Raw genomic sequence first — 23,528 nt, forward strand, 5'->3', positions numbered from 1 at the left:
TTATTCTTTGTCTTCGTCGTTCTTCTTCCTTAAAAACGAAAAGCCAAACGGAATCATGAATAGCAGAAATAAAAACTTACCTGTTATCAAACCATATATTGTGATGATTGCAGCTAGTATCATTAAAGTATATTGTGTTTTAGCTGACATTAGTTTTGAAGTTTTTTAATTTGTGAGGGATTCATTCTTTTAATGGATTTAAATTGGCGGTTAAAATTAGATATATTGTTAAAACCCGATAGTTCGGCAATTTCTGCAATGGACAAATCACTGCTGGTTTGTAGTAGTTTAGTAGCGTGTTCAATTCTAATATCGTTTAAAAATTGAATGTAGGTTTTGTTGGTTCGTTTTTTAAAATACTTACAAAAGGCATTTTTGGTCATATTTGCCACTTCAGAAATCGTGTTTAAATCAATAATGTTTTTATAATTTTTTAAGGTGTATTCAATAACATTCCGCATGCGTTCACCTTCGTTATCTGTATAGGCTCTGTTATATACAAATGAAGATAAACTAGAATAGGAACAACTTGAAGCTAATTTTAAAATTTCCATTAAGCCCATAAACTGTTTCAACTTTGATGCTTGCTCTATACTTAAAAATATATCCCGAATTGATTTTTGTTTGCTTGTTACCTTGAAGCCATGTTTGCAACGCTTAAAAAAAGGTTTTAACTCAAGCATTTCAGGTAATTGAAAAAATGATGGTCCAAAGGAATCTTTGGTAAAAAAAAGAGACAACATATATGACTCTTTTCCGGTATAATCGCTTTTGAAAACATGAGGTAAATTACCATCAATAACCAAAATGTCACCACTTTTATAATGGTTGATGGTATCACCAATAACTAAAGAGCCTTCGCCAGAAACAATATAACTAATTTGAATCTCTTCATGTTGGTGTAACTTATCATAAAAGGCCATTTCCCGATCTACTTGAAAAACAAAAGCTTCGTTTTGCGGCTTTGGTATTTTAAATGGTAGAACTTTCATAGTGATAAAATACTATTCAATAAATACTATTTAAGTAAATATATGGATAATTTAGTATCTAAATAGGATAAATGCCTATTAATATTAATAGAGACTGTGAAGTAATTTTACAGATACAAAATAAATAGATTATGAGTATTCAATGGAAGGGCGTTATGCCTGCTGTAACAACTAAATTTACTGAAAATGACGCGTTGGATTTTGAGATGTTTTCGGTTAATATAAAAGCGCAACTTAACGCAGGCGTTCACGGTATCGTTTTAGGCGGAACGCTTGGCGAAGCCAGTACCTTATTGAATGAAGAAAAACGTGAACTAACCAAATTTACAGTAGATTTTGTAAAAGATAGTGTTCCCGTTTTAATCAACATAGCCGAGCAATCCACAAAAGCAGCCATTAATGCAGCCCAAAAAGCAGAAGAGGATGGAGCTAAAGGCCTGATGATGCTACCGCCAATGCGTTATAAATCTGGGGATAGGGAAACGGTTGAATATTTTAAAACAGTTGCCAATAGTACGTCGCTACCTATTATGGTTTACAATAATCCTGTTGATTATAAAGTAGAAGTGACATTAGACATGTTTGATGAACTACTTAAATGCAACAACATAGAAGCTGTCAAAGAATCCACGCGAGATATTTCAAATGTTACGAGAATAAAAAACAGATTTGGCGACCGACTAAAAATCATGACAGGTGTTGATACATTGGGTCTTGAAAGCTTGTTAATGGGAGCAGATGGTTGGATTGCTGGATTAGTTTGTGCATTCCCTGAAGAAACAGTTGCTATTTATGAACTTCAAAAAGCTGGAAGAATTCAAGAAGCTTTAGAAATTTACCGTTGGTTTTTACCATTGTTAGAGTTAGATATTAACCCTAAATTAGTGCAGAATATTAAACTGGCCGAAGTGGCTACAGGTATTGGTACTGAAATTGTTAGAGCGCCTAGGCTAATTCTCGAAGGGGAAGAACGAAAACATGTATTAGCTGTTATAGCTAAAGGTTTGAGGACTAGGCCCACTTTACCCAATTATAAAAATTTATAATGTTAGATATTAGACCTACTTGTGAAAATTGTAATAAAGATTTAGCATTTGATTCTGAAGAGGCTATGATTTGTACATTTGAATGTACGTTTTGTAGGGATTGTGTTGAGAATGTACTACACAAAATTTGCCCAAATTGTGGTGGTGGTTTTGAAAAACGGCCAATTCGACCACAATATCTATTAAAAAAATATCCAGTGTCTAAAAAGGTTATTTATATGCCTGTTGATTTAGAACAACACCTTGAAAAAATAAAGAAAAGATGATTACAGGAAAAAACTATATAGGAAATAATTTGTCATCCAGAGGAAATAAAACTTACAAAACATTCAACCCACTATTAAATATTGAAAATGAGCATATTTATACTGAAGCAACATCAGAGGAAATAAATAATGCGGTTGATTTAGCAATCGAAGCGTTTAAAACTTATAGAACATATTCTGGAAAACAAAAAGCAGTGTTTTTAAATACCATAGCAGATGAAATTTTAGACCTTGATGATGAGTTGATAAAAACCTATTGTTCCGAAACGGGATTACCTGAAGGCAGAGCAAAAGGCGAACGTGGAAGGACGATTGGACAACTGCGAAGCTTTGCCGAATTAGTTGCTGAAGGCTCTTGGGTTGAAGCCTCTATTGATACTGCCATTCCAGATAGAGAGCCAGCACCAAAACCTAATTTGAGAAAAATGTCCATTCCTTTAGGGCCAGTAGTAGTTTTTGGAGCCAGTAATTTTCCGTTGGCTTATTCAACAGCAGGTGGTGATACTGCTGCAGCATTAACGGCTGGTTGTCCCGTGATTGTAAAATCACATCCCATGCATGCCGGGACAGGTGAGCTAGTAGCTTCAGCTATTGTAAAAGCAGCTCAAAAAACAGGAATGCCCAAAGGCATATTTTCAAACTTAAACAGTAGCGGTATTGAAGTTGGAGAACAATTGGTTAAACATCATGGAGTTAAGGCGGTTGGGTTTACAGGTAGTATAAGAGGAGGAAGAGCATTATATGATTTGGCAGCACAACGTGATGAACCTATTCCTGTTTTTGCCGAAATGGGAAGTATTAATCCAGTTGTTATGTTGCCTGAAGCTTTACAAAATAGAAACGAAAGTTTGGCAAAAACTTATGCGAGTTCCATTACGTTGGGAACAGGTCAGTTTTGTACGAATCCAGGATTAATTTTAGGTATTAAAGGTGAGGAGTTATCTGCTTTTATTCAAAATTTATCTAATGAAATTGTGAAAATTGAACCGTCTTGTATGTTGCATCCCAACATTATTGATGCCTATGAGAATAACAAACAAAAAGCCATTACACAGCAAAATATATCAGTAGTTGCTGATTATGATTCTGATGTAAAAACAAATTACGCAAGACAAACTGTTACGACAGTTAAAGGGGAGATATTTTTAAATAACCCAACACTTCATCAAGAGGTTTTTGGACCTTATTCTATAGTTGTGCAATGTGAAGATGCGAATCAATTGGAGCAAATTATCACGAAATTGGAAGGACAGTTAACAGGAACTTTAATCGCTGAAAATGAAGAGGCTTTAAAGTATTCCAAAATTGTTTCGGCATTACAGAATCGTGTTGGACGTTTAATCTATAATGGTGTACCAACGGGTGTTGAGGTTTGTCCGTCCATGACTCATGGTGGGCCATATCCAGCATCAACCGATAGTCGGTTTACGGCAGTTGGCATACATTCTATAAAACGTTGGGTCAGACCATTTAGCTTTCAAGATTGGCCAAACGCGTTATTGCCAGAAGAACTAAAGAATGAGAATCCTTTAGGAATTATAAGGTTGGTGAACGGTAAACAAACTTCCGAAAAAATATAATATATGCCAAAATCAACTTTTGTTTGTATTGATGCGCATACTTGTGGAAATCCAGTACGAGTAATCAAAGAAGGTATTCCCGAACTTATTGGAAATAATATGAGTGAAAAGCGCCAACACTTCCTTAAAGAATTCGATTGGATAAGAAAAGGCTTGATGTTTGAACCTCGCGGACATGATATGATGAGTGGTAGTATGCTGTTTCCACCACATAATCCTGAAAACGATTTTGCGATATTGTTTGTTGAAACATCCGGTTGTTTGCCCATGTGTGGTCATGGAACTATTGGAACGATTACAGTTGCTATTGAAGAAGGATTGGTGAAACCTAAAACACCCGGAAAAATTAAAATGGAAGCACCTGCTGGTTTGGTAGAAATTGAATACCAAGAAACTAATGGCAAGGTTGATTGGGTAAAACTGACCAATGTAAAAAGTTATTTAGCCGCCGAAAACCTAACTGTTGATTGCCCAGAATTGGGTGAACTTACTTTTGATGTGGCTTATGGTGGTAATTTTTATGCTATTGTAGATCCGCAAAAAAACTTTTCTGGGATTCAAGATTTTACAGCTTCAAAAATCATACAATATTCTCAAATTTTAAGAGAGCGAATCAATAAAAAATACCCAAACCAGTTTGTACATCCTGAAGACGAAAACATACGAGATGTGTCTCATATGCTTTGGACAGGAACGCCTTTGAATTCAGATTCATCAGGAAGGAATGCTGTTTTTTATGGCGATAAAGCTATAGATAGAAGTCCTTGTGGTACTGGTACGTCAGCACGAATGGCGCAGTTGTATGCCAAGGGGAAATTGAAAATTGGGGAAGATTTCATTCATGAGAGTTTTATTGGGAGCAAGTTCATTGGTAGAGTGGAAGTAGAAACTCAAATTGATGGAAAAAAAGCCATCATTCCGAGTATAAAAGGTTGGGCAAAGGTTTTTGGGCATAATACGATAACCATAGATACTGAAGATGATCCTTATGCGTTAGGATTTCAAGTTATTTAATATGGGAAAAGAAGTCATTGTTATAGGAGGAGGCGTTATAGGATTATGTTCTGCATATTATCTAAAAAAAGAAGGGCATCATGTTACACTAATCGATCAATCCAATATGGATTCCGGAGCCTCCTATGTTAATGCTGGATATTTGTCACCAAGCCATTTCATTCCATTATCAGCTCCAGGCGTTATGAAAAAAGGACTGAAATGGATGTTCAATCCTTCAAGTCCACTTTATATAAAGCCTAGATTAGATAAAGACTTTTTACAATGGGTTATGGCATTCAACAGGTCATGTAACCCTAATCATGTGAAAAAAGCCATTCCCGCAATAAAAGGATTGACCTTATTATCGCAAGAACTTTATGACGATATAAAACAAGAGAATCATTTCAATTTTCATTTAGAAAAAAAAGGTTTGCTCATGCTATGCCAAACCCAAAAGATGCTCGAAGAAGAAGTGAAAACTGCTGAACTAGCCAAATTAGAAGGCCTGGATGCACAAGAGATTAGTTTATCTGAATTAAAAACTCTGGAACCTCAAGCAAAAATAAATGTCTTGGGAGCAACCTATTATAAATGTGACTCGCATTCCACGCCTCATGAGTTTATGGATGAAATGAAGTCTTGGTTGCTAAATAATGGTGTAACCATTTTACAAAATGAAAAGGTTCAGGATTTAGAAGTTGATAATGGCCAGATTGTATCTGTAATAACCAATAAACAAAAATTAAAAGCAGATGAATTTGTTTTAGCCGCTGGGTCATGGAGTACTATCTTGAGCAAGAAATTGGGTTTAAAACTGTTATTGCAAGCCGGAAAAGGTTACCGTATTAATACATTTAACAAAACCAATATTACGCTTCCAGCCATATTAGCCGAAGCAAAAGTAGCTGTGACACCTATGAATGGTTTTACGCGTTTTGCAGGAACTATGGAAATTGCGGGAATTAATAATAACATCAATCCAGTTAGAGTTGAAGCTATTGTAAAAGCCGTTACCAATTTTTATCCAGACATTCATGTTTCTGAAGAAGAAAAAAAAGAAGCTTCTTCTGGATTGCGCCCAGTTACACCAGATGGATTGCCTTACATTGGCAAGTCAAAAAAATGCAAAAACTTGACGATAGCTGCAGGTCACGCCATGATGGGCTGGAGCATGGCTACTGGAACTGGAAAATTGGTTTCAGAAATTATTTCAGATAAAAAACCATCATTACAATTATCTTCATTTTCACCAGACAGAAGTATTTAAGATTGAGTTTTAGGGCATTGGTTGCTAATTAAGGTTTTATAATATTGACTTTAATCTAATACTTTGGTTATATGTCGATTACAATTCTATTTAATATATATGTGTGTTATATTTATACCATTCCCTCACTGATTATTAGCCCATTTTTATTGAATAATATTTTAACCATGTGTTTATGAGTTTAAAAATCACACACTACAACAATTTTTTTAACATTAAGGGGAATCTTAACAAATCATCTATTGATTTATTTCAAAGAGAATTTGAACATGTTTTCGAACGCTTACAGTCCATAACAATTAGTTTAGAGGATTTAGAAGGTATTGATAAATATGGTGTTATGGCGTTGGCTAAATTACATAATGAGTCAGTAACAAAGCATAAACAATTATCCATTATTGGTTTTGGTTGTAAGGATTTGTACGATCATTTTAAAACGAATGACGCTGCCTAAATTAGGTTGACATATCGGCTATAATCTTCCATTTGCCATGTATCTTTTTGAAGATGATGATGAACTCCCCTTGGGCATCACCTATAGTTCGCTTTAGGTGATATTCTCCCATTATATAGTATGAACCATCTTCTATAGGTGATATGGAATTAAGCTTGAAAGTTAATTGTCCAGTTTGCTCCTTTGAGGTATAGTTTTTCTTGTAGTTGTCCAAAGTCTGTTGCCAGCCTTTGGTTATATAACCACGACTGTAAAATTGTAAGGAGTCGGATTTCCAATAGCCTTCCATAAAACCTTCAATGTCATAATTGTTCCAAGTATCTTGCTGATCTTGCATCACTTTTCTAATGGCTATTTCATCAGCAGATTGTGAAAAGACAAAAGTTGAAAAACATAATGATAAAATGACGTAAAGGGATTTCATAGGAAAACGAGTTGAATTGTTCCCCTAAAAATACTAACTAATTATTAAAGAGCATTCTTTTGATGTTTAAAAAAAGCATCGGCTTGCAATTGCATAAGTTCTCTGGCTTTTTTACGTTTGTAGGCATATAGCTCATCTTCTTCTGCAATATCATTATAGATTTTGTTATTGATAGCCATGTCCGTTTTAAGCAAGACATCTCGCTCATTAACCTTTTGCTCAACCCAAGTTTTTACAGCTGTTTCGGCATCTTCCAATTTGTAATCGTATTCACCTTTTGGAGATAACAATTTGGCGAAAATAGGAGACGTTTCAATTGCTAGAAATAATAGAAAAATAAAAAATGATGGCAGCCATGGCAGTTTTCCAAGGGCATTTACACGAGCCATTAAACCGTCAAAACCATCAATAATAGGTTGTGTATTGGAAACTTGAGAATTATAATCCGTTTTTAACTGGGCGATTTGTGATTCTGCTTCCTGGATTTTGGATTTATTCTCTTCTTTAAGCTGGTTGAGTTCAGCTAAAGCTGCATCATGCTTTTCACGTTTCTCTTTATAAACAGGTCCTTTTCCTAAAAGCTTTGTTCCGGCAGTACCTTCGGCTTCAGAAATGTAAGTGTCATAAAGGGCATTGACTTCTGCTTCTTTGGTGTCAATTTGTTGTTGTAAGGATTGAATGTCATTTTCTAAAGCAGCTACTCCAGGATCGAATTGTTTTGCCAATTCGGTTTTGTTATCCAATGTCATTTGGTTTTTTTCGGTAAGCAACACCTGATTTATTTCCTTCTCAAAAATCTTGAGTTCCAAAGGTTTTGAAATAACCACGGCAATAATAATGGCTAAAATAATTCGAGGCGAAGCCTGAATTAGCTCATCAAGGACATTATTTCGTTTTTTGATAGTTGAAACAATAAACCGATCGAGATTAAAAATGAGCAAGCCCCAAACAAATCCAAAAAAGATGGCTGCTAATAAATTATCGAAAACGGTGTAAAGTGCATAACTGGCAGCTATAAAAGCCATAACTGCTGTAAAGAAAACGGTTGCGCCAATGCCTGCATATTTGTTTTGTTCACCAATGGAACAGTTGTCCAGAATATCGGTGTCAGAACCTGAACAAATGATAAAAAATTGTTTTAACATGATTGATGATGTTTTTAACCCTGAATTTTACTAAAGCACAGGTTGATTGACTATTAGAACGTAAAAAGTGGTGAAATGTTACAAAAAAGCCTCGATATTTCGAGGCTTTAACATTTTAATGTGTTTGATAAATTATTTGTTCTTTATTTTAATCGGCTCTTTTGATAAATAGACTTTTGGACTCTTTGAGTCAGAATTTTTGGTTGAAATGTTCATGCTTTTATTAGTTTTCATAATGGCAATAGCTTTGTCCGAACTTATTTGTTTACCTTCATAATAGAAAGTAGCATCTTTTTTTGCCATATCAACAACATGATCAAGGGGCGATTTTGGTGGAGCCGGTGGGACTTCAACTATTTCAGGGGTTTCGGGTGCAGGTGGCAAAGGGTCTCGTTCACTTACCTTTCCATTTTCTACTTTATATTTTTTATAATATTCTTCACTTATTTTTTGATATTTTTCTTTTTGTTCTTTTGTAGCATTTGCTGGAACAGGAGGAGGCGGTGGTGCTGGAACTTCTATTATTTCGACATTTTCTGGAACGGTAGGAGGTTCCGGAGGCTCAATTTTGCTGACATCTACTTTATTGCCATATTTATCCCAATACGTAGTTTCACCATTCTTAATTTCATAGAAATAAGTTTCACCTTTATAGGTGGTTTTGCCCGTTTGATCTTCAGGTATTCCAACACTTGTCACTACTTCTCCTGATTTTGTTATCCGGGTTTTTACACTTTCAGGATGTGTCTTTGCATATTCTTGAACAAATTTTTTGTCTCTCTTTCCCGGCTTGGCATTAGAGTTTTCTAGAGCAGGCGGTGGAGGAGGTGATGGCTCTCGCTCACTTACCTTTCCATTTTCCACTTTATATTTTTTGTAGTATTCTTCACGCCATTTTTTATACTCTTTTTTTTGTTCTGGGGTAGCGTCAGCGGGCACTGGAGGCGGAGGAGGAGGTGGTAGTTCAGATTTATCAATCAGCTTAATAATAACAGGTGACCTGACTGGATTAGTTGGTGTTTTTATTAGGGTTGTTGCTGTTTTTAAATGAAATAACTGAATATAATCACCGTTCTTTGAATTGTTTAAGTAAGAAATGGCTTTGCTGTTTAATTTGTTGCCAGTTACATTAACAGTTGGTTTTCCAACAAATTTGATTTTAAAGGAAGCTATGGGCTCTTTAGTATTGGTTTCAATGGTTAAGTTTTCTAAATCTTCTTTGGTAAGACTCATCTCGCAACCATCACAAACTCGACCATAAATTTTTGGAAGCGGGTTGGTTTGATTATCTGTGTTTGCTTCTTTGTAGTCTATAGATTTAATAGAATAGGTGTTATTCTCATTTTTAACTAATTCAGTTTTATTTGGATCTCGAAGTATTCCATCAGATAATGTTGCGTTTCCTAAATTGTTCTTAATTTCTGCGAATATTTTTTGGAGTAGCTCGTAATCTATATCTTTTCCTTTAGAGTTAATATTTAAATCAGATTTCTGTCCTCCCGTTATTTTATTAAAATCATCTTTTAAATTTTCTAGAGAGGTTTGTTTGCCATTAAGGATTAGTTTTAAAGGTTCTTCGGTAATTTCCAAAGTAGGATTTTTTCTTTGTTGTTCATTATTTTTTACAATAGCAAAAGGTGTATTGCCTTTTTCACGAATGATCTCCTGATTATAAGTCACAATTCGATGAAAGCCATATTTGATGAAGGTGTTATAAATAAACCAAACGTCTTCATCTGAAACGGGTTTTCCATTATTGACGTGGACATTAATTATTTGATTGCGTACTTCTGGAGTAACATCTTGATGCAGCTGGTTTATAACGGATACAAAAGTTGCTTTAGTAGCATTCATATCATCTATTCTGTAAGTTCCGTCATCCAATACTTCAATATCTATACTTCTTGCTGTATGACTTATTTCTGAAGAATTTGAAGCCATGGTCTTTTCAACAATTTTATTGGAACTAAAACTATAAACTAGAATGGCTAATAAAGGTAGCAGTACTAAACTCCTAACCCAAATAATGTGTTTTGATGTGTGTGTTTTCATAACTGTAAATCGTTTTTTGATGGATGAATAATTTATGGCATTTGCCAATTGAGGTTCTTGGGCATTTGATGAGAATGCCAATAAGGTGTTTTGATAATTTTTAAGTTCAAAACCATGGTTTATAACGGCTTGGTCAGCTAAAAATTCATGATTAAGCTTGATGTCTTTTTTGATGAAATAGAGTAGCGGATTAAACCAAAAAATAATTTGTAAAACTTCAATAAACAAAATATCTAAAGCATGCTTTTCTCTAGCGTGGGTTTCTTCGTGTAGTAATACTTCTTGGGGAATTTCGTGAGACTCGTATTTGGTTTTATTAAAGAAAATATAGTTTAGAAACGTATGCGGATGTACCAAATCATGTAACAATACATGTATAAATGATTGGGTTTTGAATTTTGGATTTTGTTTAATGCGCTTAACGATTCTGCTTAAGTTCATGCTGAAGCGAATTGCGAAAATCAAAACGCCAATACCGTAAATGCTCCACAAAATAGTTGGCCAATAGTTGACAGGTTCTTCAAATAGTTGTTCAGGAACATAAGGAGGCGTTGCCAAATCAGAATAATCTGTTGGAATTTCAACGGGAGCTATTTCAACGTAAGTTGTAAATGTTATTAGTGGAATAATGGCTGCCAATAGCAGTGTTCCTAATAGATAAAACCGTTTGAACCTATGGAAGCTTTCCTTTTCCAAAAATAGCTTGTAGAACAGCATAAAAATAGCTAAGCAAGCACTAAATTTTAAAATATAAACTATCATGGCTATCTGTTTTTGATTTCGTTATCAATCAATTTTTTTAACTCTTCCAGTTCGGCTTTAGATAAATTGGTTTCTTTGGTAAAAAATGATGCAAATTGCGATGCGCTGTCATTGAAAAAGTCTTTGATGAGTCCGTTTACATGTTTTGAGAAATAGGTTTTCTTTTTAACCAACGGATAGTATTCCCTAGATTTTCCAAAAGTTTTATAGGCTACAAAGCCTTTATCTGCCATACGTTTTAAAAGCGTAGCAACCGTTGTAGGAGCTGGTTTGGGTTCGGGATAGGCATCCAATAAATCTTTCATGAAAGCTTTTTCCAGTTTCCACAAATGGTTCATTAACTCTTCTTCTGATTTTGATAACTGCATTTCTCTACAAGTTTAGAATATGTTCTACAAACATAGAATAAAAAATTGTATTCTACAAATGTAGAGTTAAAAAATTACCTATTGAAGGGTCTTTCGTTTATCCAATTGAAGCCACGACTGTTTAACATAAACTTTTCGTGATCTACTTTATTGAGGATGATGTGTAGTGAGTCATTGTCAATAACGCCTTCAAGTTCCAAGAAGTATTTATTTGGGTTTTTATAATTGAAATTATTGTTTAAAGTGTCAGAATCTCTTTTAAAGATACTTGCTTTTTGTTTTGTGGAGTCTATTATGAAATTATAAGCTCTAATATCATCAGTCATCGTTTTAACTGTGGCTCTATCCTTATAGTCAATGATTAGGTAGCGCCATCTATCATAATCAGTTACTAAAGGCGGTAAGGTATCCTTGTTTTTTATGAAATAGGCTGCTTCCCAAATACCATATAAATAAGGTTTTTCTCTTTTATCTCCCCATTTTTTTGAGTTGGATAAGCCTCTGGGTAAGATCATAACCAATACCAAAATCAATAGCACTATTTTCATCCAAAAGGTTATTTTGTTGTATAGTGGTTCTTTGTTAGGCCTAAAATATTGGCTTGATTCTGTTGGTTTGTTAAATAAAAACACATTGCAGAAGCGTTTACTGTCTGTACTAAAAATGAACAATGCCATGAGTACCAAGTGAACTGAAAATAACTTCACAGGAATATCATACATAAAGTTCATGGCTGCTACGTGTGTCATAACGCCTACCACCATTAAAGCACCCAATGTTTGCGTACGTTTGGATATTAGTAATAAGCCCGCTATAACTTCTAGAGTACCAGTAAAAATATTAAATCCGTTTGAGTATCCCATATAGGTCCAAGCCAATCCCATTGGTGAGAATTCTCCCAAGGGTTGTAACATTCTGCTTAAAGATGGATAGGGGAATTGGGATTTGAAAACCTTAACAAAGCCATAAACCAACATAAAATAAATGAGATAAAGGCGTAATAAAACTAAAAACCAATATAGTAGTGCATTGTAGGATGGTCGTTTTCTATCTACTATACTCCATATTGTTGTTGTTAAAACAGATAGTAAGAAGCCAGAAAATAATTTAACATATGAAAACGTATGGTCACCACTACCATAACCACTAATGTCATAATCGTAGTTAATTCCTAAAATAGTACTGCCAATCCACTTTAAGGAAGTTTGAAAAAGCCCGCCACTAAAAGTGAATAGGATGTATAAAACGAAATAGCTGAAAATAAATCGAAAGAAAATTTTAGAGAGAGTACTCCAATTTTCTCGATGCTCACGAGATAAAATCATATTTCAAATGCGTTAGTCAGTCATATGAATAACGCATTCAATAATCTTTAATTGCTTAATTCGGTAAAATATTTGTAGAACAATGGAATGGTTTCAATGCCTTTAAAATAATTCCAAACACCATAGTGTTCGTTTGGCGAATGAATGGCATCACTATCCAAACCAAATCCCATTAAAATAGTTTTGCTTTTTAATTCCTGTTCAAAAAGCGCCACAATAGGAATACTACCACCACTACGTTGTGGAATAGGTTTTTTTCCAAACGATTCTTCATAGGCTTTGCTTGCTGCTTGATAACCAATACTGTCAATTGGTGTTACATAGCCTTGTCCGCCATGATGAGGTTTTACTTTAACTTTTACACCTTCAGGAGCAATGCTTTCAAAATGGGTTTTGAAGAGTTCAGTGATTTCCTCCCAATCTTGATGTGGTACCAAACGCATAGAAATTTTAGCACAGGCTTTACTGGCAATAACCGTTTTGGCACCTTCGCCAATATAGCCTCCCCAAATACCATTAACATCTAAAGTTGGGCGAATAGAGTTACGTTCGTTGGTTGTATAGCCTTTTTCACCATATACAGCATCAATATCAAGAGCTTTTTGATAGTCTTCCAAAGAAAATGGTGCCTTGGCCATTTCGGCACGTTCTTCTGTTGATAGCTCTTCTACTTTGTCATAAAACCCTGGAATAGTAATGTGGTTGTTTTCATCGTGAAGCGAGGCAACCATTTTGGTCAAAATATTTATAGGATTGGCAACGGCACCTCCATATAAGCCAGAATGCAAATCACGATTAGGTCCTGTCACTTCAACTTCTACATAGCTTAAACCACGTAAACCGGTTGTTATACTTGGCACATCTTTAGCAATCATACCTGTATCGGAAATTAAAATGACATCATTCTTTAATTTTTCATGATTGTTTTTTACAAAAGTTGATAGATTGACACTACCAACTTCTTCTTCGCCTTCAATCATAAACTTCACGTTGCAAGGTAGCTGATTGGTTGAGGTCATAAATTCTAATGCCTTAACATGCATATACATTTGACCTTTGTCATCACAAGCGCCACGAGCAAAAATAGCACCTTCAGGGTGTAATTCTGTTTTTTTAATTACAGGCTCATAAGGAGGCGAATCCCAAAGTTCGATTGGGTCTGCGGGTTGCACATCGTAGTGCCCGTAAACCAATACGGTTGGAAGTTTCTCATCTATTATTTTCTCACCATAAACAATGGGGTAACCATCGGTTTCGCAAATTTCTACTGTATCACAGCCAGCTTTTTCAAGACTTTCTTTAACGGCATCGGCAGTTTTAAGAACATCTTGCTTAAAAGCTGAATCGGCACTAACAGAAGGAATTTTGAGTAGTTCTATAAGTTCGTTTAAAAAGCGGTCTTTGTTAGCAGAAACATAGTCTTTTATATTATTCATGGTATTTTTTTTCAATTTTTTCAAAAGTACAAAACAGTAAGAACTTTTTCCTACTAGATACATTTGAATATTCAAACTATTGTTTATATTTGCAGTCCTTAATTGCGGGCGTGGTGGAATTGGTAGACACGCTAGACTTAGGATCTAGTGCCGCGAGGTGTGAGAGTTCGAGTCTCTCCGCCCGCACAATTAAAAAGGAAAAGCTTCTTGGAAACAAGAAGCTTTTATTTTTTTATAAGTTTAGAATTATAAGTTCTATTATTTAAATCTTTTGCAACTATTATATATAAATTCGGGTTTAATTCTGAAATATCAAATGAAGTATCTGAATTAAAATCACCTTGAAATTGTTTCAGTAATTTCCCATTTAGGTTATAAATTTCAAGTGATGAAATGGCTCTGTTTATATTAAATGCATTTTTTGTTGGAGATGGATAAAGAATTAAATGACTGTGTGATAATTCATTATTCTGTATAGAAAGGGTGCCGTCTAATTCGCCATCAAGAATTATACTCAGCGAGGATGTGTTATTATAAGTTACCGTAACAGTTCCATTGCTTTCCTCATTTGTAGTATTGTTTAGTAATACGGAAATAGTTAAATCACTATTGGCACCAAGAAATCGATTTTCGTAAGATTCTGCTAAAGAAAAATTTGCTCCAGTAATCTCTACATTGTCAATATACGTACCTGTCGTACCTGATGCGTTTGATAAAATAATATCTAAAGTTACAGATCCGTCATTTTCTTCGTAGGTAAAGGATTTAGTGGTTTCATCTGGTTGAAAAACACTCGCTATATTAGGCAACCCGATTGGATTGTCTGTGCCATAGAATTCCATGTTTTTCATAGCTGAACCACCTCCATAACCAGCAGTAATATGAATACCATCACCAGTTGCAATAGCTTGAAAACCATGTCGACTGTAATTTATACTTGCTTTATTGGACCAGATTTCTGTTGTTGGGTCAAAAGCTTGTACCAAATCTCTTGGAGCATTCGTATTTGTTGGACTTCCAAAAGTAGATTCGCCTGCAATAGTAAATATCTCTCCATTAAATACAACAACGGCTAATCCTGAACGCGGATGAGGGAGGTTTTTATTGCTATCTAATGTGGACCAGGATGCTGTACTAAAGTCATAAATATCAATTTCGGGCACTTGTGGTTCGAATAATCCTCCAGGGCCACCGGTAAGTCTGCCACCAATTGCGTATAATTTGTTGTTGACCACCACAGCTTGAAAGTGGTCTCGAGGCCTTGGTGCATCAGTTAGTATTGACCAAATTCCGGTTTGAGGGTCAAACTCATCAAAATAGGAAACATATCCACCATCATGCCCCATAGTATTGCCTCCAACTAAATAAAATTTATTATTATACAATGTTAAACCTGATGAACCCCGTTTTCTCGAACTTGGGATTTCCATACCTTGAATCCATTGATCTAGAGCAGGATTATACATGTAAACATGGTCTACATTCTCTTCTGGGGAAGGCGAATTTGTTTTAAAAGCACCAATAACCCATATCAATCCCTCGTATTCTACAGCTTGAAAATGGTTTAAATCTACTGGAGCCAGAGCACCTGTAGTCCAAGAGTCAGCAGAATAATCATAAATATTTACTACACGAGGAGATTCGCGACCACCAAATAAAACAAACTTGTCGCCTACTTGTGCAAAACCACATTCATGACGTGCTATATAAGATTCGTTTTCATTTTTGTCTGTCCATGTTTGAGCATGACATACATTAATAAATAATATATAAATGAATGCTATTAATATATAATATGTATGTAAGAAGTTTTTAATGCCTAGCTTTTTAGTTTGTACTTTACAAGGTATTAATTTTTGAGTTAGAAGGTATTTTTGAAAGCAGTTATTTCGTTAAAACTATATTTTTTATCGATTTCCTTTTAGGCAGTTTGTTTTTAGAAGCATAAAAAAAAGGTCAACCCTTTTGGGTTGAACCTTTTTTCTACTGAAAAATTGCTATTAATCAATACATAGACTCAGATTTTCACAAGTTTAGTGGTTAAATGTCCTCCTGAGTTATTTCTAGCTTTAATAATATAGATCCCACTATTTAGTGATTCAATATTAAAATCCTTGTTCTTTGAATAATCACCGGTGTATTGTTTTACAAGTTTTCCGGTAATATTATAAATCTGTAAATTGGAAATACTTTGGTTTATACGAAACGACTTATTTGTTGGGTTTGGATAAATTTTCAATCCTTCATTGACAATAAAATCAACATTGCTTAAAGTACTTGCATTTCCAAAAATCTTGAAGCCTCCAGCAGGAATGCTAATTGTAGCAGCGGTATTAGTTACATTAATTACTGAACCACCAGTTTCATCCATTAAATCATACCAATCTCCTGTATATGGAAAATTTGGAACTATATTTTGTGTAACCACGTCAAAATTAGCCAATATAACCACATTTTTTAATCCTGTACTAGGAAGCGCATCATCCCAAATGTAAATTCTTGGAGTTAAGCTTCCAGAATCAATAGAATAATCGCCTTCAAAAACAGCTTCATTAATTTTTAGTTCATTTAATCTAGCCCAGTCACTATAAATTTGACCCCTTGAAGAATCGTCTTGCCAATTGTTTATCCATTGCGGTTGTGGTTTGGTATCTAATTTACAATCACCATCTGTTCCACCTGGCTCATTTACAGAGCCATCACTACAGGTAAATATTGAATTTTCCATACCTAGTTCTCCAAAATGCCAAATCATTTTAGGTCCAGGAACTGTTAGTGTTACTGCTCCTAATGCTGACATTCTTTCTAAAGCGGTGTTCAGTTCTGTTACATCGTAACCGCCAGAACTGTTTCCGTATTGAAGATTTTTGTACATCAAGCGTTCTTCATCATGACTTTCTGCATAGCCAACTAATCTGGGAGCTGTAAATCCTCTTGAGTCATACCCCATTCTATTAATGTTGGAATTGGAGGCATAACCCATTGTTAATTGGTTGTATTCAGAAGTCATAATGCCCCACATCATAATACCTTTACCTTCGTCAATTCTGTAGTTGGCCCATTGTTGCTCTTCATTGTCTTGACCTAAATGTTCGAAAATAACATAATGGTCAGGGTCTAAACTCCAAGAAAAATCTGCATATTGCTTTAAAATATCTACGCGGTCTTGCTGATAAGAGTTTGTGCAACCTTCGTCGTTTCCAGAACAATTTTGAGTAAAGCCTTTTGTTAAATCCCAACGGAAACCATCTATTTTATAGTCTTCAATCCAATGCTGAATAACACGTTCAACATAATTTTGGGTATATGTTGATTGATGATTAAAATCAGACCCAACATTATAACTATGTCTAGCTACTTGATTGAAGTATGGGTTCTCACTGCTGGGGTCTCCCCAACCATCAGCATCTGGGTCATCCATCCACATACGAACCATTGGATTTCTACCAAAGGCATGATTTAAAGCTACATCAAGAATAACTGCAATGCCATTTTGGTGACATGTATCAATAAATTCTTTAAGCTTGTTTTCGGTACCATAAAACTTATCTAAAGCCATGTGAAAAGAGGTGTTGTATCCCCAGCTTTCATTACCTTCAAATTCCATGATAGGCATTAACTCAATAGCATTGATATTTAAGTTTTTAAAATAATCTATTTTGTCAATTAAATCTTGATAGTTTCTATCACTATCAAAATCCCTGATTAATACTTCATATATAACTAGATCCTCCTTTTTAGGTTTATTGAAGTTGGTTACTTGCCAATCATAATCTGTCTGACCGGTTTGAAGAACCGTAACTTCACGTTCTTGACCAGCTGGATACGTTGGTAGATTAGGATAGGTTGAATCGGGAATCCAAGGGTCATCATATGGTGATAATACTAACGTTGAATAGGGGTCTGCCGTTTTAACCTCATTAGGTGAATTAGTAACAGGGTCTGCATCATAAATCCAATATTGATACGTATAAATTTCTCCAGGGTTTAAACCTGTAATTTCTAGCCAAAATTTGGAGCCTGTTGTATTTTTCTTCATTAAATATGAAGCATATGGATTCCAATTGTTGAAACTACCAGAAACATAAACGAAATCTTTATTTGGAGCATCAATCACCAAAGTTGCTTTTGTTGGATCCGATTCATTATAGTTAATTCCATCAACAAGATTTGCTGGCAATTCTTGAGTAATTAGGTTGGCAATTACAATTTCAAAACTGGCTTCACCTGAATCTGAAAATCCAAAAGGAGTCCCAACTACCCTTACAGTACCTGATTCGGTAACATTGTTTAGAGTTGTTCCAAAAGTTGGAAACCCTTGCCCGGTAGCTACCGATACGTCATTTAAAAATACTTCGTAATTTCCAGCTTCTAGATTGCCACCCGATCTCATAAAGGCACTAATTGACACACTGCCACCAGACTCTATAACTATGGTGTTAGAGGTAGGTGTATTAAAAAACACATTAACTCTTCCTACAAAATAGGTTTCGTCTTGAGACTGTAGTTCACCATTATCAGTTTTAACCAACATGCCTATTTCGGTTATTCCAGTATCATTGTAGAATGTGGTAGGTGTTAGTGTATAAGTATAGGTTCCATCACCGTTATTCGTCAGCATTTGAAATTCATTGGAATCAGACCATTCGCCATTCGTTGGAGAATCACTTTCTACACCATTTGAATCTTTATACCAAGCCCAAAGATAGAGGTCAACTCCATTTGTGCTTCCCCAGACACTTGCATCTAAACCAGATACGGTTATAGTTATTTGTTCATCTTCATCAAAAGCACTTGGGTCAATAGAAAAAATCACATCGTCTTGATCCGCTTGAGAAAAAAGCATCAAGGATGAAAAAAAGAATAAGAATAGTAATTTATGTTGCATAGCAATTTATTAAAAAAATGGGCTATGATAAATTTTCATAGCCCATGTAAACTTTGTTATTGAATGGATATAGTTTTACTAACTGTATCTAAAGTTAACGTATATGTACCTGGAGTACCTGTAAACTCAAAATTACTGTCACCATCATTTGCGTTTATAAGGTTACTGTCGATGGTATAGCCTTCACTTTCATAGTAAGGATAATTAAAACTTGTTGGCCCCCAATCTTGTTGAGCAAAAAATCTAAAGGCTCCGTTGGAAAGATTAACTTGAGTTGTATAAATTCCAGCACCAGTACAAGGAAGCTCTACAGGAGAGTCCCAACTCCAACCTGCATCTGTTATCCCAGCTCCAACTAACCAGAGTTGATCATACTCGCAAGCAGTTTGTGGTGGACCTAAAGTTATGGTTAGATTTATAGTGTCTACTGTTAAGAAGTACTCACCAGTAGTACCAATGAAAGCAAAGTTACTATCACCATCCATAGCGTTAGTAAAGTTAGCGTCTATGGTATATCCGTTATCGGCATAAAAAGGATAATTAAAACTTGTTGGACCCCAATCTTGTTGGGCAAAGAATCTAAAATTGTTATCAGCTCCACCGTTATTTTGAAGGTTTACGTTTCCAGAATAGACTCCATTTCCTGTGCAAGGTAGTTGAACTGGTGTGTCCCAACCCCAACCTGCATCAGGTATACCAGCACCTACTAACCAAAGTTGGTCGTACTCGCAATTAGGGCCTACAATTGGCGGGCCTAAAGTAATAGTTTTGTTCTCCATGTCAATTTCAAGGAAATATTGTCCTGTTGTTCCTACAAAAGCAAAATTACTATCGCCATCATTCGCATTAACTAAATTTTCATCAATGGCAAAACCTCTAGATTCATACCATGGGTAATTAAAGCTAGTTGGCCCCCAATCCATTTGTGCAAAAAATCTAAAATTGTTATCTGCACCACCATTATTTTGTAAATTAACATTACCTGAATACACAGATCCTTGAAGTAAAAGCTCCACTGGAGAATCCCAACCCCAACCAGCGTCAGGTAATCCTGCTCCAACACCATATATCACTGGTAAAAGCGCAGTTTCATATGGTGTAACAGTTATAGTAATAAAATCTGATATGCGTTCTAAATCACCACTAGCTGTTTCAATAACTGAACGAACTCTCACATCCAAGGAGCCTGCAGCATCTACAGCAAGACCAAGATTCAATGCAGCATCATTTAGTTCGCCATGAGTGGTGTCATCCATTCTTTCAGAAGACGTTCCAATATTTTCGACCACAGCGAAATCAGTCCCAGCCACAGCTACTTCTAAATTATAATTTATGATTACGGGTGTATTATCAGAAAAATCAGGATCATCCCATGTAACGGTTAATGCTGTTTCATCTTCAGTGATATCAGATAAAACAACATCAAATGTGCTATCTGGACTTGTAATAACAGGATTTGATTGTGGGTATGAACTAATTACCAAAGAAATTACATCGGTATATTGATTGTCTGAACCTACCCTAAAGTACAAAGTTGACTCTTCAAAAGCTGGAATGTTATAATCCAATAATAAGGTGTTTAAACTTTCAACCGACAAGGAAAAAGTATTAGTTGAAGAAGAACCAATTGTAATAGATTCTGTAAACTCTTCTGTTGTAGACATGTCTACAGTATAGCTACTCGAATTAGTGACATTATCTTCCCAAACCATCGTAAGTGCAATATTTTGTTCGTTCTCGCTATCAAGAATTAAAGAAGCGCCACTACTTGGTGATACAATTGTAAAAGTATCTTCTGGTTCAACAAAACCAAAATCATTTTCGTCATTACAATTAACAGCTACAAAAAGTAGTGTTATTAGTGAGAGTATTTTTAATATTTTTTTCATTTTAAATTAGTTTAAAATCAGAGAGTATGTGTATTCTCTTGGATTAGATAAGTCTAATACAATTGTGTAATTACCAGATTCAGGAACACCAATGTTATCGCCACTATATTCCATAGTACCATCGGCATCTGTATCACCTAAATTAATAGTCCAATCATCGTTAACTCTAAATTTCAATCCGTTGTCTGGAGCCTGTTGGGCTACTAAATCTAGAGTGACTCTTAACGTTTTAGTGTCAGGGTCATAAACCATATCAGTGTCACTATCCCATCCGGTTGGTGTTGCGTTTCCTATAACACCCCAGCTATGTGCCTCGGCAGAATAGGTTAGTTCCTCTGTATTAGCTTTTACAAAATAATAATTAGAAACAGCCGTACAGTTAACTTCATCTTCTTCTACTAAAACGCCACTAAAACTGCCGTCATCTCCCCAATCTGTACTACCCCATTCAAACATACCTGATTGATTGGGTGCTAAAAACTTATAATCACCATCTAACCAAACATAGCCTTCGTAATCTGTTTCACCAAAAGCAGATGATGCTAATAATGGTGCTGTAGGAGGATCCCAACCTTGATGATTTCCGGGAACAGCAATTTTGGGCAGGTCTGTAGTGAAAGGTGTTACTAATATCGTAACCGTTTCAGAATATTGAGGTAATTGACTTGGATCTCCAACAGATGACATAATTCTTATATCTACACTGCTTTCTGTAAATGGGATTAGGCCAAGAGAACCTAATGTTGAATTAAAATCTGCGATTGACATTGTAAAATATGTGTCACTGATAGTTGCTAGAGTAACGGCATCACTAAAATTTGTGCCACTAGTAGCCATTTCAATAGTATAGTTAATACCAGTTGGTGTTCCATAGTCAGAATGGTCCCAGCTGATGGTTATGGCAATATTGGTTTGTTCCTCTAAAGGATTTAAAACAAATGTTTGCCCATTATTTGGTGTGTTTATTACACTTCCTCCTTGGGTTGTTAACGTTAACTTTTCATCATCATCTGAACATGAACATAGAACTATAGCTATTACAAAGAGGTATGTTAATTTATGTATATATTTCATTGTCTTCATTTTTAAAAATTAGTACCCTATATTTTGCTCAAGATTAGGATTAGCACTTAATGCCTGTTCTGGAATAGGAAAAACATTATAATGTGCAGGAATTGAAGCTCCATTCAGTACATTGCCTTTCCATGGCCATAAGTAGCTACTGCCAGTAAACATTCCAAAACGGATTAAATCCGTTCTTCTGTGCCCTTCAAGATTTAATTCACGAGCTCTTTCGTCAATAATAAAATCTAGAGTCAGTTCGCTCATAGTGATTGTTGCTGCCGATGATCGTTCTCTTACATCATTAACTAAATTAAGAGCTCTAGACATGTCTCCGCCGGCAGCACCTCGAAGCGCACATTCAGCATACATTAAATAAACATCAGCCAATCTGTACAAAGGAAAATCTGTACTTGAAAAAGCTGTTGTTGTGTTTGAACTGCTATTGTAATCTGTGTTTCTAAATTTAATAGAAGGATATCCATCGGTCCATTCTTTATAATCGGTCATAACATAATTATGACCTGATGTCCAAAACAGAGCAGCACGAGCATCGGTTGAGGTACCTAAATCTCCAAATAGACCATACCACGCTTCTGTAGCACGATGGCCTTGCCATCCTTCAGCAGCACCATAATCTGAAAGTGTCATGGTGTCTGAACTTAAACTACCATTTACAATATAAGTAGTATTCCCAAAACTCTGACTGTTAACAGCATCAGCTATTAACGGAAAGATTATTTCAGGGGAAATATCGTTGTCAGCTGAAAAATTCTCTAAAAAGTTATCGGCTAATTGATAACCCCCTTCATCTAACACGATACTAATAAAGGATAGAGCTTCACTATATCTGTTTTCACCAATATAAACTTCCGCATTCATATATAATTTAGCCAATAACATAGCTGCAACATACTTATTGGCACGCCCATAGCCATTGTTTGGAGACATGTTAGGTTGAATTTCTAATAATTCTGATTCAACAAAATCAAAAAGGTCTCTTCTTGATGCTTCAGGAAGCGGTTCGGTTTGATTAAGGTTATCTTCAGTCACTAATACACCTTTTCCAAAAACATCAATTAAATAAAAATAGGCTAGTGAGCGTAAAAAACGTGCTTCAGATAATGCCTCGCCGGCATCTGGAATATCACTAGAAGTGTTTAGTATGCTTATTAGATTATTACATTGTGGAATGGTATAATAGGCTCTATTGTATAAATATCTAAAAAACTTATTGTTAGCATCCCAATTAGAAGCTGTTGTTAATTGATCTAGACCATCATCACCCCATCTGTTTTTCATACCGTCTGCAGTAAAATCCTGAAGGTTTATAATACCCCTTAAAAAAGGAGATTCTCCTGGATCATCACTAATGTCAGAACTTCCCGGTCCATTAGGCCCTGAAAGTGCAAAAGAAGCATATAGCCTAGACACAATACCTTCAATGGCATTAGGGTCTTCTGCTAATATTTCTTCAAGGGATAACTCAACTTTAGGTTCGGTATCTAAATCAGCAGTACACGACATAAGAGTCAGCACTAAAATTCCTGTTATAAATATTATTTTTCTCATAGTT

19 protein-coding genes and 1 tRNA gene are annotated in these 23,528 nt (G+C 35.3%); 7 read left to right on the forward strand and 13 right to left on the reverse strand.

Annotation, left to right across the window (positions count from 1 at the left end; genetic code table 11):
• Together K7G76_RS02945 and K7G76_RS02950 are read right to left on the reverse strand one after the other, a co-directional pair.
• The gene (locus K7G76_RS02945) at positions 1-150 is read right to left on the reverse strand and encodes a hypothetical protein (protein ID WP_223032711.1); all 150 of its coding nucleotides are present in this window, start codon (positions 148-150) and stop codon (positions 1-3) included.
• A complete protein-coding gene (locus K7G76_RS02950; protein WP_223032712.1) occupies positions 150-992 on the reverse strand; it encodes an AraC family transcriptional regulator in 843 nt (280 codons plus the stop codon). The genes K7G76_RS02945 and K7G76_RS02950 overlap by 1 nt, the downstream gene beginning before the upstream one ends.
• 131 nt (positions 993-1,123) lie before the next feature.
• On the opposite strand from K7G76_RS02950, the gene K7G76_RS02955 reads away from it, so the two are divergent.
• The 6 genes from K7G76_RS02955 (at position 1,124) to K7G76_RS02980 (ending at position 6,601) form a co-directional block, all read left to right on the forward strand.
• Positions 1,124-2,038, forward strand: coding sequence for a dihydrodipicolinate synthase family protein (locus K7G76_RS02955; protein WP_223032713.1), 915 nt, complete (start codon positions 1,124-1,126; stop codon positions 2,036-2,038).
• The gene (locus tag K7G76_RS02960) at positions 2,038-2,304 is read left to right on the forward strand and encodes a DUF1272 domain-containing protein (protein WP_223032714.1); all 267 of its coding nucleotides are present in this window, start codon (positions 2,038-2,040) and stop codon (positions 2,302-2,304) included. Before K7G76_RS02955 ends, K7G76_RS02960 begins: the two co-directional genes overlap by 1 nt.
• Positions 2,301-3,884, forward strand: coding sequence for an aldehyde dehydrogenase (NADP(+)) (locus tag K7G76_RS02965; protein ID WP_223032715.1), 1,584 nt, complete (start codon positions 2,301-2,303; stop codon positions 3,882-3,884). The genes K7G76_RS02960 and K7G76_RS02965 overlap by 4 nt, the downstream gene beginning before the upstream one ends.
• 3 nt (positions 3,885-3,887) lie before the next feature.
• A complete protein-coding gene (locus K7G76_RS02970; RefSeq protein WP_223032716.1) occupies positions 3,888-4,898 on the forward strand; it encodes a 4-hydroxyproline epimerase in 1,011 nt (336 codons plus the stop codon).
• Between the two features lies 1 nt (position 4,899).
• Positions 4,900-6,147 (forward strand): NAD(P)/FAD-dependent oxidoreductase, encoded by a 1,248-nt coding sequence (locus tag K7G76_RS02975; RefSeq protein WP_223032717.1) that lies wholly within the window; start codon positions 4,900-4,902, stop codon positions 6,145-6,147.
• A gap of 175 nt (positions 6,148-6,322) precedes the next feature.
• A complete protein-coding gene (locus tag K7G76_RS02980; protein ID WP_223032718.1) occupies positions 6,323-6,601 on the forward strand; it encodes a hypothetical protein in 279 nt (92 codons plus the stop codon).
• 1 nt (position 6,602) lies between these two features.
• Here the strand turns inward: K7G76_RS02980 and K7G76_RS02985 are convergent, their stop codons facing one another.
• The 6 genes from K7G76_RS02985 to K7G76_RS03010 all read right to left on the reverse strand — a co-directional run bounded on the left by K7G76_RS02985 (position 6,603) and on the right by K7G76_RS03010 (position 14,113).
• Entirely contained in the window at positions 6,603-7,025 is a 423-nt protein-coding gene (locus K7G76_RS02985; RefSeq protein ID WP_223032719.1) for a YybH family protein, read from the reverse strand.
• 44 nt (positions 7,026-7,069) lie between these two features.
• Complete coding sequence (locus K7G76_RS02990; protein WP_223032720.1) at positions 7,070-8,170, reverse strand: DUF4407 domain-containing protein; 1,101 nt, start codon at positions 8,168-8,170, stop codon at positions 7,070-7,072.
• A gap of 132 nt (positions 8,171-8,302) precedes the next feature.
• A complete protein-coding gene (locus K7G76_RS02995) occupies positions 8,303-10,984 on the reverse strand; it encodes a M56 family metallopeptidase (protein WP_223032721.1) in 2,682 nt (893 codons plus the stop codon).
• A 2-nt stretch (positions 10,985-10,986) separates the two neighbouring features.
• Positions 10,987-11,352 carry a BlaI/MecI/CopY family transcriptional regulator gene (locus tag K7G76_RS03000; RefSeq protein WP_223032722.1) on the reverse strand — a complete coding sequence of 122 codons (366 nt, stop codon included), beginning with the start codon at positions 11,350-11,352 and terminating at the stop codon, positions 10,987-10,989.
• 74 nt (positions 11,353-11,426) lie between these two features.
• A complete protein-coding gene (locus tag K7G76_RS03005) occupies positions 11,427-12,677 on the reverse strand; it encodes a DoxX family protein (RefSeq protein ID WP_223032723.1) in 1,251 nt (416 codons plus the stop codon).
• A 47-nt stretch (positions 12,678-12,724) separates the two neighbouring features.
• Complete coding sequence (locus tag K7G76_RS03010; protein WP_223032724.1) at positions 12,725-14,113, reverse strand: dipeptidase; 1,389 nt, start codon at positions 14,111-14,113, stop codon at positions 12,725-12,727.
• 104 nt (positions 14,114-14,217) lie between these two features.
• On the opposite strand from K7G76_RS03010, the gene K7G76_RS03015 reads away from it, so the two are divergent.
• Positions 14,218-14,299: transfer RNA gene (locus tag K7G76_RS03015), tRNA-Leu, on the forward strand.
• 38 nt (positions 14,300-14,337) lie between these two features.
• Here K7G76_RS03015 and K7G76_RS03020 read toward each other — a convergent pair.
• The 5 genes from K7G76_RS03020 to K7G76_RS03040 form a co-directional block, all read right to left on the reverse strand.
• Positions 14,338-15,963 carry a Kelch repeat-containing protein gene (locus K7G76_RS03020; protein WP_456237533.1) on the reverse strand — a complete coding sequence of 542 codons (1,626 nt, stop codon included), beginning with the start codon at positions 15,961-15,963 and terminating at the stop codon, positions 14,338-14,340.
• A 167-nt stretch (positions 15,964-16,130) separates the two neighbouring features.
• The gene (locus K7G76_RS03025; protein WP_223032726.1) at positions 16,131-19,001 is read right to left on the reverse strand and encodes an alpha-amylase family glycosyl hydrolase; all 2,871 of its coding nucleotides are present in this window, start codon (positions 18,999-19,001) and stop codon (positions 16,131-16,133) included.
• 56 nt (positions 19,002-19,057) lie between these two features.
• A complete protein-coding gene (locus K7G76_RS03030) occupies positions 19,058-20,890 on the reverse strand; it encodes a SusE domain-containing protein (RefSeq protein WP_223032727.1) in 1,833 nt (610 codons plus the stop codon).
• 6 nt (positions 20,891-20,896) lie between these two features.
• Positions 20,897-21,964, reverse strand: coding sequence for a SusE domain-containing protein (locus K7G76_RS03035; protein ID WP_223032728.1), 1,068 nt, complete (start codon positions 21,962-21,964; stop codon positions 20,897-20,899).
• A gap of 18 nt (positions 21,965-21,982) precedes the next feature.
• A complete protein-coding gene (locus tag K7G76_RS03040; protein WP_223032729.1) occupies positions 21,983-23,524 on the reverse strand; it encodes a RagB/SusD family nutrient uptake outer membrane protein in 1,542 nt (513 codons plus the stop codon).
• Between the last annotated feature and the right edge of the window lie 4 nt (positions 23,525-23,528).

This window comes from Hanstruepera marina (assembly GCF_019880635.1).
In the GTDB taxonomy this organism is placed as follows: domain Bacteria; phylum Bacteroidota; class Bacteroidia; order Flavobacteriales; family Flavobacteriaceae; genus Hanstruepera; species Hanstruepera marina.

What these genes read in the sequence shown, in the direction of transcription:
- K7G76_RS03030 (WP_223032727.1), bottom strand. Translation starts at nt 20,890, where the DNA reads ATGAAAAAAATATTAAAAATACTCTCACTAATAACACTACTTTTTGTA.
- K7G76_RS02990 (WP_223032720.1), bottom strand. Translation starts at nt 8,170, where the DNA reads ATGTTAAAACAATTTTTTATCATTTGTTCAGGTTCTGACACCGATATT.
- K7G76_RS03005 (WP_223032723.1), bottom strand. Translation starts at nt 12,677, where the DNA reads ATGATTTTATCTCGTGAGCATCGAGAAAATTGGAGTACTCTCTCTAAA.
- K7G76_RS02980 (WP_223032718.1), top strand. Translation starts at nt 6,323, where the DNA reads ATGAGTTTAAAAATCACACACTACAACAATTTTTTTAACATTAAGGGG.
- K7G76_RS02965 (WP_223032715.1), top strand. Translation starts at nt 2,301, where the DNA reads ATGATTACAGGAAAAAACTATATAGGAAATAATTTGTCATCCAGAGGA.
- K7G76_RS03000 (WP_223032722.1), bottom strand. Translation starts at nt 11,352, where the DNA reads ATGCAGTTATCAAAATCAGAAGAAGAGTTAATGAACCATTTGTGGAAA.
- K7G76_RS02960 (WP_223032714.1), top strand. Translation starts at nt 2,038, where the DNA reads ATGTTAGATATTAGACCTACTTGTGAAAATTGTAATAAAGATTTAGCA.
- K7G76_RS02985 (WP_223032719.1), bottom strand. Translation starts at nt 7,025, where the DNA reads ATGAAATCCCTTTACGTCATTTTATCATTATGTTTTTCAACTTTTGTC.
- K7G76_RS02950 (WP_223032712.1), bottom strand. Translation starts at nt 992, where the DNA reads ATGAAAGTTCTACCATTTAAAATACCAAAGCCGCAAAACGAAGCTTTT.
- K7G76_RS02975 (WP_223032717.1), top strand. Translation starts at nt 4,900, where the DNA reads ATGGGAAAAGAAGTCATTGTTATAGGAGGAGGCGTTATAGGATTATGT.
- K7G76_RS02970 (WP_223032716.1), top strand. Translation starts at nt 3,888, where the DNA reads ATGCCAAAATCAACTTTTGTTTGTATTGATGCGCATACTTGTGGAAAT.
- K7G76_RS02955 (WP_223032713.1), top strand. Translation starts at nt 1,124, where the DNA reads ATGAGTATTCAATGGAAGGGCGTTATGCCTGCTGTAACAACTAAATTT.
- K7G76_RS03010 (WP_223032724.1), bottom strand. Translation starts at nt 14,113, where the DNA reads ATGAATAATATAAAAGACTATGTTTCTGCTAACAAAGACCGCTTTTTA.
- K7G76_RS03025 (WP_223032726.1), bottom strand. Translation starts at nt 19,001, where the DNA reads ATGCAACATAAATTACTATTCTTATTCTTTTTTTCATCCTTGATGCTT.
- K7G76_RS03035 (WP_223032728.1), bottom strand. Translation starts at nt 21,964, where the DNA reads ATGAAATATATACATAAATTAACATACCTCTTTGTAATAGCTATAGTT.
- K7G76_RS03040 (WP_223032729.1), bottom strand. Translation starts at nt 23,524, where the DNA reads ATGAGAAAAATAATATTTATAACAGGAATTTTAGTGCTGACTCTTATG.
- K7G76_RS02995 (WP_223032721.1), bottom strand. Translation starts at nt 10,984, where the DNA reads ATGATAGTTTATATTTTAAAATTTAGTGCTTGCTTAGCTATTTTTATG.
- K7G76_RS02945 (WP_223032711.1), bottom strand. Translation starts at nt 150, where the DNA reads ATGTCAGCTAAAACACAATATACTTTAATGATACTAGCTGCAATCATC.